Here is a 14,847-nt window from a genome sequence, read left to right as displayed (position 1 = left end):
CGAACCGGGGCACACTTCGCCAGTGTGGATCTGCGCTAAAGGAAGGCAAACTCTCATACGAGAGATCAACCACCAGCGGGTCTAACGCTGGGGGTCCGGGGGTCATCCCCCGGTGTAAACGACGAGGGGACCGAGGGAAGCGATCCCGTGAGGGTCGCGACCATGGGTCCCCTGTCACCGAGTGGGCGAGGAGGGATTTGAACCCTCACGTCCTTTCGGACACACGGACCTGAACCGTGCGCGTCTGCCGTTCCGCCACCCGCCCTTGTGGGTGCGGAGAAACAGTAGCACGGAACAGCCCCTGGTACTGAACCCGGATACGATCGCATAAGACACGGGAGCGGAGGAGCTGGGCGCGACAGCTGACGAGCGCCGGGACCACCCCGCGACGTGGGACGAGCGGAGGCCAGGCGCGTTGGGCGCGTCCGGTGGCCGCGATCATATGCACGGAGGAAGGGAGGTACCCGGTGGGAGTCCTTCAGCGCTTCGAGCGAAGGCTCGAAGGCTTGGTTGAGGGGGCCTTTGCGCGGGCGTTCAAATCTGACCTTCAGCCGGTCGAGGTCGCCAGCGCGGTTCAGCGGGAGATGGATGAGCGCGCGGCTATCGTCGCTCAAGGTCGGACGCTCGTGCCAAACGACTTCGTGGTTGAGCTGTCCACGACTGACAGCGAGCGGCTTGAGGTCTATGCCGACAGCATCAGCCACGAGCTGGCCAACCTCGCCAGGGAGTACGCCAAAGAACAGGGCTACTCCTTCGTGGGACCGGTCCGGGTCCGTTTCGAGACCGCCGCCGACCTGGCAGTGGGGTTGTTCCGCATCAGGTCGGGGGTCATCCGCGGCGCCACTGTGGAGCAGGACGAGATTCGCCAGCCGGCGAGTGATCTGCCACCATCCAGGCCCAATGCCTTCAACGGGCGGCCCCGGCTGCTCGTGTCCACTCAGGACGATCCGCAGGGCGACCGCTCCTACGAGCTCACCACTCCGGTGACCTTGCTGGGCAGGGGCACCGACTGCGATCTTCGTCTCGTCGACCCCGGCGTCTCTCGCCACCACGCGGAGATTCGCGTCGAGGGTCAGCAAGTCGCCCTAGTCGATCTCGGATCGACGAACGGCACGTTCGTCAATGGCCAGCCGGTACGCAGAGTCGAGCTCCAGAACGGCACGCGAGTGACCCTGGGGCGCACGACTCTGGTGTTCCGGCGCGATTAGGGGTAGACAAACGGTCCATGTCCGAGCTCACGCTGCTGCTGATCCGGCTCGCCTTCCTGGCTGTGCTGTGGTTCTTCGTCATTGCCGCAGTCGGCGTGATCCGGACTGACTTGTTCGGATCACGTACGGCCCCCGCGGGTCCACGCAAGGGTGGTATCAAGCCCACCAAACCGGCGGCTAAGCCGAAGAATAAGAAGGGCGAGCCACGCCAGCTCGTTGTGACGGGTGGCCCGCTGCAAGGCACCACCATTAATCTCACGGAGACGCCCATCACCATTGGCCGGGCGAACGACGCCACGCTGGTAGTCACAGACGACTACGCTTCCAGCCGGCATGCCCGGCTCTTCCCTCAGGACGGTCAGTGGATCGTGGAAGATCTCGGTTCGACCAACGGCACGTACCTCGACCGCTCAAAAGTCACCCGCCCGACCCCGGTGCCGCTCGGTGTTCCGATCCGCGTCGGCAAGACAGTCATTGAATTGCGCAAATGACCATCGCACTCCGCTACGCCGCCCGCTCGGACGTCGGCCTCCTCCGCGAAGGGAACGAGGACTCGGCGTACGCAAGCGGCCGCCTGCTAGCCGTCGCCGACGGTATGGGCGGACACGCACACGGTGAGGTGGCGAGTTCTGTCGCCATCGCCGCAATGGCCTCTCTCGAAGAGGCTCAACAGGGTGGTGACCTGCTCAACGCCATCGAGGCAGCGGTACGCGACGCCAACCGCAAGCTGCACGAGATGGTGGGGCGGGATCCCAGCCTCAAGGGCATGGGCACCACGCTGACCGCCATGTTCTGGCACGGCACCTCGGTGGCCCTGGTGCATGTCGGCGACTCGCGCGCCTACCTGCTCAGACGCGGGGAGCTCTACCAGATCACCCACGATCACACACTGGTGCAGCAACTGGTCGACGACGGGCGCATCACACCGGAGGAGGCGGCGACGCACCCGCAGCGCTCGATCCTGCTGCGGGCACTCGACGGGAGCGGCGAGGTCGATCCCGATCTCACCTTGCGCGAAGCGCAGGTGGGCGACCGCTACCTCCTCTGCTCCGACGGGCTGTCCGGAGTGGTGAGCGCGGAGACACTGCACGCCACGCTGACGAACATCGACGACCCGGAAGAGGTCGTGCGCCAGCTCATCGACCTGGCCAACAGAGGCGGCGGGCCCGACAACATCACCTGCGTCCTGGCAGACGTGGTGGAGCTCACCGACGGGCAGCAGGTGCCCGCCGACGTGGCGATCGTCGGGGCGGCGGGCATGAACCGCCTGCGGCACGACGCTCACGACACCTCGCCGGGACGGGCCGGAGCGGTGACCGCGCCCCAGCCGGTGCTGACCGAGGACGACTTCGAAGCTTCGGGCCCACAGTCGGCCCGGCGGCCGGTCAAACGGCGCCGGGTGTGGCCCCTGCTGGTCTCGGTGCTGGGCGTGGCCGTCGTCGCCATCGGCGTCGGCGGCTATTTCGGCTGGCAGTGGACTCAGGACCAGTTCTTCGTCGGGGCCAAGGGCGACGAGGTGGTCGTGTTCCGGGGCATCCGCCAGGAGGTGGGACCGTTTCAGTTCTTCTCGGTCGCGCAGCACTCCGGAAAGCCGCTCTCCCAGCTCTCCGAGCCCGACCAGGCGCTGATCAAGGGCGGCATCGATGTCAAGACCGTGGCGGAGGGCGTGACCCGCATCAACGGTTTCAAGGCCACGGCCGAGCAGACGGAGCAGAAGGCCACCCCGAGTGCGAGCGCCTCAGCCACCCCGAGCGCGACGAAGACGAAGGCGAAGCCGCAGTAGATGAGTGAAGTGGCGGAAGCACCTGTCCTGATGCCGGCCAAGCGGCGGGGGGCCCAGCTGGCCATGCTGGCGTTCGCGGTCGCGATCGTCATGGGCGCCTATGCCAACGTCGGGCTGGGGCTCAACGGCACGATCCCGGCCGGCATGCTGACGTACGGCCTGGGCCTGGGCGGTCTGATGCTGGCCGCCTACCTGGTGCTCGCCAAGTGGGCGCCGTGGGCCGACCCCCTCATCCTTCCTCTCGTGACGCTGGTCAACGGGCTCGGCCTGGTCATGATCTACCGGCTGGAGAACTCCGGCTCCAAGCTCCAGGCCGGCGCGTCGGCCACCAGCCAGATCGTCATGACCGGCGCGGGCGTCGTGCTCTTCACGGTGACGCTGATCGTGCTGCGCGACCAGCGCATGCTGCAGCGGATGACCTACACCGCGGGGCTGATCGGGCTGGGCCTGCTCGTCTCGCCGCTGCTCCCCGTGGTCGGCCAGGAGATCAACGGCGCGCGCATCTGGATCGGGATCTCCGGCGTCTTCAGCATCCAGCCCGCGGAGTTCGCCAAGATCGCGCTGGTCATCTTCTTCGCCGGATACCTGGTCGCCAAGCGCGACGTGCTGGCGCTGGCCGGGCGGCGGCTGCTCTTCATCGACCTGCCCAGAGCCCGCGACCTCGGCCCCGTGATCATCACCTGGGTGGTGGCCATCGGCGTGCTGGTCATGCAGAAGGACCTGGGCTCGTCCCTGCTGCTGTTCGGGGCGTTCGTGGTGATGCTCTACGTCGCCACGCAGCGCACCTCATGGGTGCTGATCGGCGTCCTGCTCTTCGTCGGCGGCGCGTGGCTGGCCGGGCAGATCTTCAGCCACGTGGGCGACCGGTTCGACGTCTGGCTCGACCCGAGCAGCCCGGTGTTCTACGACCGTCAGTTCGGTGGCAGCTACCAGATCATGCAGGGCCTGTTCGGGCTGGGCGCCGGCGGCATCATGGGCACCGGCCTGGGCCAGGGCCATCCCGATCTGATCCCGCTGGCCTTCTCCGACTTCATCTTCCCCGCCACCGGCGAGGAGATCGGGCTGACAGGGCTGATGGCGCTGCTGATGGTCTACGCGCTGATCGTCGAGCGCGGGCTGCGCACCTCGCTGGCCGCCCGCGACCCCTTCTCCAAGCTGCTGGCGGGCGGGCTGTCGTTCATCCTCGCCTGGCAGGTGTTCATCATCGTCGGCGGCGTGACCAACCTGATCCCGCTGACCGGTCTGGTGACCCCGTTCATGTCCCAGGGCGGCTCGGCGCTGCTGGCTAACTGGATCCTTATCGCGCTGCTGGTACGCATGTCGGACGCGGCGCGCCAGCCTCCGCCCCAGGCGATCCAGAACGAAGGAATGACGCAGGTGTTCCAGCGATGAACGGCACTCTGAAGCGCGTGGCCGTGGCCTGCCTCGCCATGTTCGCGCTCCTGATGATCAACGTGAACGTCCTGCAGGTCGGGCGGGCCGAAACCTTTAGCAGCGATGCCCGCAACACGCGCAACTACTACGACCGCTACGCCGTCGAGCGCGGCCGCATCACCGCCGGCGGCAAGGTGATCCTGGCGCAGTCGGTGGAGCAGAAGGAAGGCGACTTCCGCTTCCTCCGGAAGTACCCCGACGGCAAGCTCTATGCCCACATCACCGGCTTCTTCTCGCCGGAGAGCGCGTCGCAGATCGAGCGGTCCGAGAACAAGCTGCTCGACGGCTCCAGCCCCGACCTGCTGCTGCGCCGGAGCATCGACCTGTTCACCGGCGAGCCCACCAAGGGCGCCAATGTGGACGTGACGATCAACCCGAAGGCCCAGAAGGCGGCCTATGACGCGCTGCGCGAGAGCGGCAAGCGCGGCGCGGCCGTCGCTCTCGACCCGAAGACCGGGGCGATCCTGGCGATGGTGTCGCTGCCCACCTACGAGCCGGCCGAACTGTCGGGCACCGACAAGGGCAAGGTGTTCCCCCGCTATGACGAGCTGGCCAAGGACAAGGGCCAGCCGCTGCTCAACCGCGTCACCGACCGCACCTACCCGCCCGGCTCCACGTTCAAGGTGGTGACCGCGGCGGCGTACCTGGAGGACGACTCCAGCCGCGGCCCCCAGACGGTCATGGACGCCCCACAGCGCCTCCCACTGCCCGGCACCAACATCAGCCTGCCCAACTACGGCGGCGCGGCCTGCGGTGCCGGACAGGTCCCGCTGGTCTACGCGCTGGAGAAGTCCTGCAACACGCCGTTCGGCAAGATCGGCATGGAGCTCGGCTACGACAAGATGCAGGAGCAGGCGGAGAAGTTCGGGATGGGCAAGCAGCTCGCCATCCCCATGTCGGTGGCCCAGAGCTCCTTCGGCAAGGAGGAGGACAAGGCGGCCCTCGCCATGGCCTCCATCGGCCAGCGCAGCAACCAGATGACCCCGCTGCAGATGGCCATGATCGCGGCGGGCATCGCCAATGACGGCAAGGTCATGAAGCCGTACCTGGTCAACAAGATCACTGACTCCAAGGGCGACTCGATCCAGGACGCCGAGCCCGAGGAGTGGTCGGAGGCGGTCAGCTCCGAGACGGCGGGCAAGCTGCGCGAGATGATGGTCAGCGTCGTCAACAACGGCACCGCCAACCTGGCCCAGATCCCCGGCGTCGAGGTGGCGGGCAAGACCGGCACCGCGGAGACGGCCGACGGGCAGCCGCCGCACGCCTGGTTCATCAGCTTCGCGCCGGCCAATGACCCGCAGGTCGCGGTCGCGATCATCGTCGAGTCGGGCGCCGCCAACGTCGGCGCCGAGGCGACGGGCGGCCACACCGCCGCGCCGATCGGCAAAGCCATCATGGAGGCGGTGCTGAACAAGTGATGACCGCTACGCTGCTGGATCATGCGGCTCGGTAACCGCTACCTTCTGCTCTCCCGCATCGCCTCGGGCGGTATGGGGGACGTCTGGCGTGCCCGGGACGAGCTCCTCGGCCGCGAGGTCGCCGTCAAGGTGCTGCGCAGCCACATCCAGGCCGACCCCACCTTCCGCAGCCGCTTCCGCAACGAGGCCAGGATCACGGCCGCCCTGGGCGACTCCGGCATCGCGCAGATCTTCGACTACGGCGAGCAGAGCGACCTGGCCTACCTCGTGATGGAGCTGGTGCACGGCGAGCCGCTGTCCGCCATCCTGGCCCGCAACGGCGCGCTCGGCCCCGAAGTGGCGCTCGACGTCGTGCACCAGACGGCCAAGGCGCTGCACGCCGCCCACTCGGCGGGGGTCATCCACCGCGACATCAAGCCGGGCAACCTGCTCGTCACATCCGAGGGCACCATCAAGGTGACCGACTTCGGCATCGCCCGCGCCGTGGAGGCGGCTCCGGTGACGCTGACGGGCACCGTGCTCGGCACCGCCCAATACGTCAGCCCGGAGCAGGCGCAGGGCCTGCCGCTCACCCCCTCGACCGACCTCTACTCGCTGGGCGTGGTGGCCTACGAGTGCCTGTCGGGGCGCACGCCGTTCCGGGCCGAGGGCCAGGTGGCGATCGCGCTCATGCATCTCAACGAGCCGCCGCCACCGCTCGGCGCCGACGTGCCCACGGCGGTGCGCGAGCTGGTCATGACGCTGCTGATCAAGGACCCACGGCACCGGCCGGCCTCGGCGATGGACGTCGCCGACCGCGCCCACATGCTGCGCGAGTCACTGGCCGGCAACAGATCGGCCACCGAGCTCAGCATGCTCACCGACCCGGCGGGCTTCCGGGTCCGGCAGCCGGCGGCCGAACGCACCACCGACCACGTCACCGCCGCGGCGGGCGAGCCCTACGGCAAGGCGTCCGCGCTGTCCGCCGACCACGCGGCCACGATGTACGCGCCGCCCACCGGCTCGGTCACCGGACCCCGCCGCCGCAGGGGCAGGCTGACGATGGCGCTGGTCGCCAGCGCGGGATGCGCCGCCGCCGTCGGGCTCGGCGCCTTCACGTTCATGGAACGCGACGCGGTGCCCGGCCCGCCCAGCGTCGCCGACCCGTCGGAGTCGGCGAGCACGGCTCCGACCTCGAAGTCTCCTCGGGCCAAGCCTCACACTCGGCGACCGCCCGTGATTACGGTGAAGTCGAAGAGGCCGGTACCCTCACGGTCGGCTACGGTAAGCGTGTCGGCAAGTCCAACGAAGAAGCCAACCCCCAAGCCGACGCCGACCACCCGGACACCGACTCCCACACCAACCCCAACGCCCACCACGACACCGAAAAGTCCGACACCAAGCGCTTCGCCTGACCCCGGGGTAACAAACCCGCCGAAGGAGAAGACGTGATGCGCCACGGGGTCGATGATGGACACCGGCGTCCCCCCCGAGCAGGCCGGTACCCAAGATGAACGGTAAGGGACAGTGCAGGAAATGACTCAGCCTCGGCGACTCGGAGGTCGCTACGAGCTCGACGGCGTCGTCGGGCGCGGCGGCATGGCCGAGGTCTATCGCGCCCGAGACATCCGGCTGGACCGCATAGTCGCGATCAAGACTCTCCGCTCGGATTTGGCGCGCGATCACACCTTCCAGGCCCGTTTCCGGCGTGAGGCGCAGTCCGCGGCTTCGCTGAACCACCCGGCCGTCGTCGCGGTCTACGACACCGGCGAGGACGTCAGCGAGGGCGCCCCGGTGCCCTACATCGTGATGGAGTACGTCGACGGCAGGACGCTGCGCGACCTGCTGCGGGCCGACCGCCGGCTGCTGCCGGAACGGGCGGCCGAGCTCGTCGACGGCATCCTGCGGGCGCTCGACTACAGCCACCGCGGCGGCATCGTCCACCGCGACATCAAGCCCGCCAACGTCATGATCACCCGCAACGGCGACGTCAAGGTGATGGACTTCGGCATCGCCCGCGCGATGGCCGACTCGGCCGCGACGATGACGCAGACCGCGCAGGTGATAGGGACCGCCCAATACCTGTCGCCCGAGCAGGCCCGCGGTGAGCGGGTCGACGCCCGCAGCGACATCTATTCCACCGGTTGCGTGTTCTACGAACTGCTCACCGGCCAGCCGCCGTTCACCGGCGACTCCCCGGTGGCGATCGCCTACCAGCACGTGCGTGAGGAGCCGATCCCGCCGTCGCAGATCGACCCCGAGATCCCCGCGTGGTGCGACGCGATCGTGCTGAAGGCCATGGCCAAGGACCCCGCGCACCGTTACCAGAACGCGGGCGAGATGCGGGCCGACATCCAGCGGGCGATGTCCGGCCAGCCGGTCGACGCCCAGACGATGGCGATGACCAGCAACTACGGCGCGGGCACCCGCATGATGACGGCGACCCAGGCCGCCACCGGCCCGGCCACTCAGGGCACCCGGGCGGTCCCGCCGTACGAGTACGAGGACGGGCACACCGGCCGTGGCGGCCGGCGGCGGGCGTCCAACAGCGGCGGCAACCAGGCGCTCAAGACCGCGGCCTGGATCATCGTCCCGCTGCTTATCATCGGGGCGTTCGTCGGCATCGGTTACGCGGTGTTCAGCAGTGGCGGCGACAAACCCACCGGGCAGATCAAGATCCCCTCGCTCGCCACGCAGAATTGGAAGGCCGCCCAGGCCCAGCTCACCGCTCTGAAGTTGAAGACCGAGGTGGTGCAGGAGGCCAACGCCGAGTTCGACAAGGGCACGGTGATCAAGACCGATCCCGCCGAGGGCACCGAGGTCCCGAAGGACTCCACGGTCAAGCTGATCGTGTCCAAGGGGCCGCCGAAGGTGAAGGTCCCCGATGGTCTCGTCGGCGCCACGACCGAGGAAGCCAACGCACTCCTTGAAAAGGCCGGGTTGACGGGCACGGTCAAGACCAAGACCTCGAGCAAGCCGCAGGACCAGGTCATCGAGACCGACCCCAAGGCCGGCGAGGAGGTCGAGAAGGACGGCACCGTCATCCTTTACGTGCCCAAGGCTCTGTCCGACATCCCCAGCGTGATCGGTCTGACCCAGTCGGAAGCCATCAAGACGCTCAGGGGAGCGGGCTTCAAGGCAAAGGTGGACCCGCAGCCGAGCGACCAGCCGCAGGGTACGGTCGTCCAGCAGAGCCCCGAGGCGGGCGCCAAGGTCAACCCCAGCACCACCGTGACGATCGTGGTCTCCACGGGTCCCGAGCAACAGCCGACGCAGGACCCGCAACCGACGGCCGAGCCCACGGGCGACCCGCAGCAGCCTACGGAAGAGCCCACGGACACGGAGCCGACCGACGACTCACCGATCGACGACGGCGACCTGGGCTGACCCCCTAGCCGCCCTCCAGGGCCGCCCTCCCGCACCGGGAGGGCGGCTCTGGCGTATCAGGGCTGGGAACGTAAAAGAGCGCCCCCGCCGCTCGGGGGCAACGGCGGGGACGCTCATCTGTCTGTCGTCCGGCGGCGGGCGAGCGTTACACGATCCCGCGCAGCCAGTTGCCGAGCAGTTGGTGGCCATGCTCCGACAGCACGGACTCGGGATGGAACTGCACGCCCTCGATGGGCGCCGTACGGTGCCTCAGGCCCATGATGACGCCGTCGGCGGTGTGCGCGGTCACGTCGAGCTCGGCGGGCACCGTGTCGGGCCGTACGGCCAGCGAGTGGTAGCGGGTCATCCGCACCGGTGAGGGGAGCCCGGCGAACACCCCGAGCCCGTCGTGCGACACCGCGCTGGTCCGGCCGTGGACGAGCTCCGGCGCCCGCGACACGGTGGCACCGTAGGCCAGGCCGATCGCCTGGTGCCCGAGGCAGACCCCGAGCAGCGGCAGGCCGCGCAGGGCCGCGTGACGCACCAGGGGGACGCTCACGCCCGCCGCCTCCGGCGTGCCGGGACCCGGGCTCACCAGGACGCCGTCGAAGCCGTCGGCGTCGCTCACACAGACGTCGTCGCGCGGGCGCACCTCGCACGTGGCGCCCAGCTCGCGCAGGTATTGGACGATGGTGTGGACGAAGCTGTCATGGTTGTCCACGACCAGCACGCGGGTCATTTTCGTACGGTCACCTCGTCGAGCGTCACCGCGGGTTCGAGAAGCGGGAACACGGCATACCAGAGTACGGCCACCGCCACGGCGACCAGCACGGCGGCCGCCAGCAGCTTGGCGCCCGTGCCGCCCGGCAGGCTGCGCCAGAGCCATCCGTACATGTCATTCCTTCCTGAGTTCGGTGTTCTTCAGCACTCCGGACACGATGAGCCGCTGGGCGGCGGAGTATTCGGGGTGGCAGGTCGACAGCGTGATGAAGGCCCTGGTGGGCCTGGCATCGGGCTTGCCGGGCACCGGGCTGAGCACGTCCACCTCGTCGGGTTCCACGATGTGCTGCGAGGTCACCCGGTAGGTGTAGCGGGCCTCAGCTGTGTCGATGATGATCTCGTCGTCGCGTTTGAGCTGGTCGATCCGGTTGAACGGCGCCAAATACGTGGTCCGATGCCCCGATACGACGAAATTTCCGATCTGTCCGGGGAGGGCGGTGCCGGGGTAATGGCCCGGGCCCTTCTTCAGATGCTCGGTGTCCACGCCCTCCACCACGGCGTAGTGGTAGTCGCGCCCGAGCCTCGGGATGCGCAGCATGGCCATGGCCCGGCCCAGCTCGATCTTCGGGAGCGCATGTCTCTCCCCCAGCTCCTGCTGCAACTGCACTTGCATGCGCTGGGTGTAGACGCCCGTCCCCCAGAGCAGGTAGGCGCAGAACAGCAACAGGATCAGGCCCGCGGTGATGGTCAGCTCCCCCGCGGCCCGCAGCACGGCCCTCACTCACTCAGCGTAAGCGCGCCCCAACCGGCGGCCGGGGATCGCCATCTCGTGCGCGTGGCGACTATCCTGGGCACGCTTCAACTACGCTCAACGAATAGCCTGTGGACAATCCGGATGCCCAGGCGCCCAGCAGGAGTTTCCAGTGCCCAAGTCCAAGGCTCGCAAGAAGGCGGTTTACACGCCGCCGCAGAAGTCCCAGCAGGTCACGGTCAGCCCCCGCTGGCTGGCGCCCACCATGGTGGTGTCGTGGATCATCGGCATCCTGTGGATAGCCATCTACTACGTGGCTCCCGGCGCGCCCTTCATCGGCGATCTCCACAACTGGAATCTGCTGATCGGGTTTGTTTTCATCATCTTCGGGGTGGTGCTTTCCACCCGCTGGCGTTAGTTTTTTCCACAGTTTTTCCACACCCTGGGGAAGTCAGCCCGCGACGCCGCTCAAGAGGGCCGAGGATCTGACGGCCACGAGCACGACGAGGATGGCCAGCGCTCCCACGATCGTCAGCACCTGCCAGAGGGTCCTGTTGCTCTTGGGAGCGTAGGCCAGGGCCCCGGCGAGGGCCGATCCGGTGATCAGTCCGCCGATGTGGCCGGTCCAGCTGATGCCTGGGACCACGAAGGTGATCACTAGGTTGATCACGATCAGCACGGCGATGCCGCGTACGTCCATGTTCAGCCTGCGCCCCACCACGAACACGGCGCCGAACAGGCCGAAGATCGCCCCCGACGCGCCCACCGTGAAGTGGTCGATCGGGTCGAGCCAGTAGCCGAGCACCGAGCCGCCCAGCGCGCTGATCAGGTAGATGCCCAGGTAGCGGGTACGCCCGAAGGCCCGCTCCAGGTAGGGGCCGACGACGTAGAGCGCCCAGCAGTTGAACAGGATGTGGAACGGCCCGTCGTGGACGAACGCCGAGGTGAGCAGCCGGTAATACTCGTTCTGCGCGACGACCTCGTACGGCCGCATGGCCAGCTCCGCGGTGACCACGTTGCCCGTCAGGTATTGGGCGCCGAAGACGAGCACGTTGAGGGCCAGGAGCGCCCACGTCACGTATGGGGTGTCGACCACGGTGCCGCCGAAGGCCGACCGCGCCTGCCGTAGCCCTCGATTGCCCTCGGCCACGCACTCGGGGCACTGGAAGCCCACTGCGGCATCGCGCATGCAGTCGGGACAGATGGGGCGCTCACAGCGCTGGCAACGGACCCAGGTCTCTTTCCCCGGGTGCCGGTAGCACGTCGGCACGGCCTCCGCGGGCTGCTCGGGCTGCGGGGGCGGGCTGGGCGGCTGGCTGGTCATGACCGCAGCCTACGGCCTGCGCGACACTGCCGCGCTAGCCTCTGCAGCCCGCCCCGTGCGCTCTGGTCAGCCCTGGACGCGCTCGATCGTGACCGACTCCAGGACCACCTCGTCCTTCGGCTTGTCGCGCTGGCCGGTCGGCGTCTTGGCGATCGCGTCGACGACGTCCTGGCCCTCGATCACCTCTCCGAAGATGGTGTGCTTGCCGTTGAGATGCGGCGTGGGCACGACCGTGACGAAGAACTGCGAACCGTTGGTGCCCTTGCCGAACCGGATGCCGGCGTTGGCCATGGCCAGCAGGTAAGGGCGGTTGAAGTAGAGATCCGGGTGGATCTCGTCGTCGAAGTCGTAGCCCGGCCCGCCGATGCCCTCACCCAGCGGGTCACCGCCCTGGATCATGAAGCCGGGGATCACCCGGTGGAAGATCGTGCCGTCGTAGTAACGGCCGGTGCTCCGCTCGCCGGTGCCCGGGTGGGTCCACTCACGGCCGCCCTCGGCGAGCTCGACGAAGTTGCGGACCGTCTTGGGTGCCTGGTTGGGGAAGAGTTCTATCTTGATATTTCCGCGATTTGTCTGCAGATTTGCGATCAGTTTCTCGGCCACGAGACAGCAGCCCCCCTCTATGCACAAGGTTGGTTTTCTGGTGATTTGATGACGACGGCCGTAGGCCTCGGGAGCCATCCTGCCATGGACGGCCATGATTGAGCCGCGCCGCTACGGGCAGGTCAGGCTCGGGGCCCCATCAAGCAGGGGAGGTCGTTGTGTCCCTGACACGGAGAAATCGCCGCGTGGTCATTGTTGTCCCACCCACGTGGATGGGCCGTATGAAGGCCCGGGCCGTACGAACCGGCCGGCAAATGGCGCCGATGGCGGATCAGGCCAAGGTGGTCACCGCCCAGCGCATCGAAGACGCCCGTTACTGGGCGGCACCGAGGCTCGAGGAGGCCGCGCATCGGGTCGAGGATCAGCTCGCCCCCAAGGTCAGCGCGATGCTGGCCACCGCGGCCGACAAGATCGATCCCACGCCGCGCAGGTCGCGGCAGTGGCCGGTCATGATCCTGATGACGGGTCTCGCCGTGGGCACGATCGGTTATCTGTTCTACCGGCGTAACGCCCAGCAGTGGACCGATCACATGAAGGACTCGGCCTCGGACGCGTCGCGCTGGGCCGACGACACGGCAGGCAAGGCCGCGGGCGCCACCGAAGGGATGGCGTCCACGGTGTCCGACAAGGCGGATGAGACATCGCGCAAGATGTCATGATCCGCACGAAGGTGCGCCCCCCGCTCGATCGAGCGGGGGGCGCACTTGGCGTTTTGGGCGCGCTTCCTTGTTGACGCCTATACCAAGCGCTTGCTACAACGAGCGACATGGCGCTGTCCCCGCTCGACGACTACCCCATCCACCAGGCGGCCCAGGTCATGCGGCACGTGGCGACCTCCGACCGCAATTTCTACGACCGCTACTACTTCAACTGCCACGCGGGCACCGACGAGCTCATGCTGCTCGTCGGCGCCGGCCAGTACCCGAACCTGGGCGTCACCGACGCCTTCGCCTGCGTCCGCTACGGGAACCTGCACCGCGTCGTCCGAGCCTCGCGCGAGCTCGGCGCCGACCGGATGAACACCGAGATCGGCCCGTTCCAGGTGAAGGTCATCGAAGGGCTCAAACGGCTCCAGATCATCCTGGAGCCCAACGAGCATGGCCTGTCCTTCGATCTCACCTGGGAGGGCACGATCCCGGCGACGCTCGAGCCACGGCACTTCGTCCGCTGGCAGGAGCGGGTCATCTTCGACTCCATTCGGCTGGCGCAGACCGGGCTCTGGTCCGGCCACATCCGCATCGACGACGTGGACATACCGGTCACCCCGGATCGGTGGCAGGGCGCCCGCGACCGTTCCTGGGGCATCAGGCCCGTTGGCGAGCCCGAGCCGCCGGGCATCCAGACGAAGAACGCGGGCACCTTCTACTGGCTGTACGCGCCCATGAGGTTCGACGACCATGCGATCCTCTGCATCGTCCAGGAGGACGAGAAGGGCCGCCGGGTGCTGGAGGAGGCCACCCGGGTCTGGTCCGACGGGCGCGAGGAGGAGTACCTGGGCCGGCCCGAGTACCACCCCGTCTACGCCCCCGGCACCCGTGACGTCGTCGAGGCCACGATCACGTTCTCACCGCCGGGCGGCAAGGCGTTCGACGTGCGCTGCACGCCCGTGCTGCCGGTCCACCTCATGGTCGGCACCGGTTACGGCCTGGAGCCGGACTGGAAGCACGGGATGTACCAGGGTCCCGGGCCGGTCGTGCAGGGAGTCACGTACACACTGCCTGACGACGCGGCCAAGATGTGGGGGATGGTCGACGCCGTGGGGCGTTTCGAGTACGACGGGCTCGTGGGGCACGGCCTGTTCGAGTACTGGGCTCTGGGACCGCACCCGTCGTTCCCCGAGTGAGCGCGCGCCCGCCGTACACCCCCGGTGCTACGGCGGGCGCGGCCTCACCTACTTCGACTCACAGTTGACCGTGATCGTCTCGAGCGGCGTGCCGCCGTCCTCCGCCTTCTGGGCGGTGGCCCTCTCCAGCTTCACGGCGCCGCCGGTCGGCTCGGCGGCGGTGAACCCCTCGTCGTCGGCGGGGGTGGCGGGCATGGCCGGGACCGCCTCCAAGACCTCCCCCTTCTCGACCGCCTTGATCGCGATCTGGCCGTCGTCGGTGCGGGTGACCGCGATGCCGTCAGGCGCCTCCGCCGTGGGGGGGGGCGCCCCCCCGCCCCCCCCCCCCGCCCCCCCCCCCCCCCACCCCGGGCTTGAGAGCGTGGACGGCGACCACCACAAGAAGTCGCGCGGGCGCCGGCTCCGCGTCTCCCGCGCC

Annotated in this window: 16 protein-coding genes and 1 tRNA gene; 10 read left to right on the top strand and 7 right to left on the bottom strand. The window is 68.3% G+C overall.

All coding sequences use genetic code 11. The features are described 5' to 3' along the window. Window positions 1-182: 182 nt before the first annotated feature. A tRNA-Leu gene (locus tag ACGFNP_RS59020) sits at window positions 183-265 on the bottom strand. Between the two features lie 202 nt (window positions 266-467). Here ACGFNP_RS59020 and ACGFNP_RS59015 point away from each other — a divergent pair. From ACGFNP_RS59015 to pknB, 7 genes are all read left to right on the top strand, one after another. Further along, window positions 468-1,208: a DUF3662 and FHA domain-containing protein gene (locus ACGFNP_RS59015; protein WP_219537008.1), complete on the top strand. Its 741-nt coding sequence runs from the start codon at window positions 468-470 to the stop codon at window positions 1,206-1,208. Window positions 1,209-1,225: 17 nt separating this feature from the next. Beyond that, window positions 1,226-1,699, top strand: a complete 474-nt coding sequence (locus ACGFNP_RS59010) for an FHA domain-containing protein (RefSeq protein WP_358335288.1) — start codon at window positions 1,226-1,228, stop codon at window positions 1,697-1,699. Continuing rightward, the gene (locus ACGFNP_RS59005) at window positions 1,696-2,991 is read left to right on the top strand and encodes a Stp1/IreP family PP2C-type Ser/Thr phosphatase (protein ID WP_393333644.1); all 1,296 of its coding nucleotides are present in this window, start codon (window positions 1,696-1,698) and stop codon (window positions 2,989-2,991) included. The genes ACGFNP_RS59010 and ACGFNP_RS59005 overlap by 4 nt, the downstream gene beginning before the upstream one ends. Next, window positions 2,992-4,383, top strand: coding sequence for an FtsW/RodA/SpoVE family cell cycle protein (locus tag ACGFNP_RS59000; RefSeq protein ID WP_358335282.1), 1,392 nt, complete (start codon window positions 2,992-2,994; stop codon window positions 4,381-4,383). Next, the gene (locus tag ACGFNP_RS58995; RefSeq protein ID WP_393333640.1) at window positions 4,380-5,843 is read left to right on the top strand and encodes a peptidoglycan D,D-transpeptidase FtsI family protein; all 1,464 of its coding nucleotides are present in this window, start codon (window positions 4,380-4,382) and stop codon (window positions 5,841-5,843) included. The genes ACGFNP_RS59000 and ACGFNP_RS58995 overlap by 4 nt, the downstream gene beginning before the upstream one ends. 21 nt (window positions 5,844-5,864) lie before the next feature. Beyond that, complete coding sequence (locus tag ACGFNP_RS58990; RefSeq protein ID WP_358335276.1) at window positions 5,865-7,274, top strand: protein kinase; 1,410 nt, start codon at window positions 5,865-5,867, stop codon at window positions 7,272-7,274. An 84-nt stretch (window positions 7,275-7,358) separates the two neighbouring features. Next, entirely contained in the window at window positions 7,359-9,209 is a 1,851-nt protein-coding gene (pknB, locus tag ACGFNP_RS58985; RefSeq protein WP_393333636.1) for a Stk1 family PASTA domain-containing Ser/Thr kinase, read from the top strand. A gap of 145 nt (window positions 9,210-9,354) precedes the next feature. Here pknB and ACGFNP_RS58980 read toward each other — a convergent pair whose 3' ends face one another. Genes ACGFNP_RS58980 through ACGFNP_RS58970 form a run of 3 tightly spaced genes read right to left on the bottom strand, consistent with a single transcriptional unit; the run spans window position 9,355 to window position 10,689 of the window. After that, entirely contained in the window at window positions 9,355-9,927 is a 573-nt protein-coding gene (locus ACGFNP_RS58980) for a gamma-glutamyl-gamma-aminobutyrate hydrolase family protein (RefSeq protein WP_358335271.1), read from the bottom strand. Then, window positions 9,924-10,082: a hypothetical protein gene (locus ACGFNP_RS58975; RefSeq protein ID WP_214635370.1), complete on the bottom strand. Its 159-nt coding sequence runs from the start codon at window positions 10,080-10,082 to the stop codon at window positions 9,924-9,926. Before ACGFNP_RS58975 ends, ACGFNP_RS58980 begins: the two co-directional genes overlap by 4 nt. Before the next feature lies 1 nt (window position 10,083). Further along, entirely contained in the window at window positions 10,084-10,689 is a 606-nt protein-coding gene (locus ACGFNP_RS58970) for a class E sortase (protein ID WP_358335268.1), read from the bottom strand. Between the two features lie 142 nt (window positions 10,690-10,831). Here ACGFNP_RS58970 and ACGFNP_RS58965 point away from each other — a divergent pair, with 142 nt between their 5' ends. Continuing rightward, window positions 10,832-11,077: a cell division protein CrgA gene (locus ACGFNP_RS58965; RefSeq protein ID WP_214635368.1), complete on the top strand. Its 246-nt coding sequence runs from the start codon at window positions 10,832-10,834 to the stop codon at window positions 11,075-11,077. Between the two features lie 33 nt (window positions 11,078-11,110). Here ACGFNP_RS58965 and ACGFNP_RS58960 read toward each other — a convergent pair whose 3' ends face one another. After that, a complete protein-coding gene (locus ACGFNP_RS58960) occupies window positions 11,111-11,983 on the bottom strand; it encodes a rhomboid family intramembrane serine protease (protein ID WP_358335265.1) in 873 nt (290 codons plus the stop codon). Window positions 11,984-12,049: 66 nt separating this feature from the next. Continuing rightward, window positions 12,050-12,586: a peptidylprolyl isomerase gene (locus tag ACGFNP_RS58955; protein WP_358335262.1), complete on the bottom strand. Its 537-nt coding sequence runs from the start codon at window positions 12,584-12,586 to the stop codon at window positions 12,050-12,052. Window positions 12,587-12,807: 221 nt separating this feature from the next. Here ACGFNP_RS58955 and ACGFNP_RS58950 point away from each other — a divergent pair, with 221 nt between their 5' ends. Both ACGFNP_RS58950 and ACGFNP_RS58945 read left to right on the top strand, forming a co-directional pair. Beyond that, window positions 12,808-13,245: a hypothetical protein gene (locus ACGFNP_RS58950; protein ID WP_393333631.1), complete on the top strand. Its 438-nt coding sequence runs from the start codon at window positions 12,808-12,810 to the stop codon at window positions 13,243-13,245. A gap of 107 nt (window positions 13,246-13,352) precedes the next feature. Further along, window positions 13,353-14,429 carry a hypothetical protein gene (locus tag ACGFNP_RS58945; protein WP_358335256.1) on the top strand — a complete coding sequence of 359 codons (1,077 nt, stop codon included), beginning with the start codon at window positions 13,353-13,355 and terminating at the stop codon, window positions 14,427-14,429. Between the two features lie 48 nt (window positions 14,430-14,477). Here the strand turns inward: ACGFNP_RS58945 and ACGFNP_RS58940 are convergent, their stop codons facing one another. Further along, window positions 14,478-14,642, bottom strand: a complete 165-nt coding sequence (locus ACGFNP_RS58940) for a hypothetical protein (RefSeq protein ID WP_393333626.1) — start codon at window positions 14,640-14,642, stop codon at window positions 14,478-14,480. Window positions 14,643-14,847 lie beyond the last annotated feature (205 nt).

It is taken from the genome of Nonomuraea sp. NPDC049269 (assembly GCF_043197155.1).
GTDB lineage: Bacteria > Actinomycetota > Actinomycetes > Streptosporangiales > Streptosporangiaceae > Nonomuraea.
The sequence above is the reverse complement of the archived record's forward strand: the minus strand, read 5'-3'. Positions and strand labels throughout refer to the sequence as shown.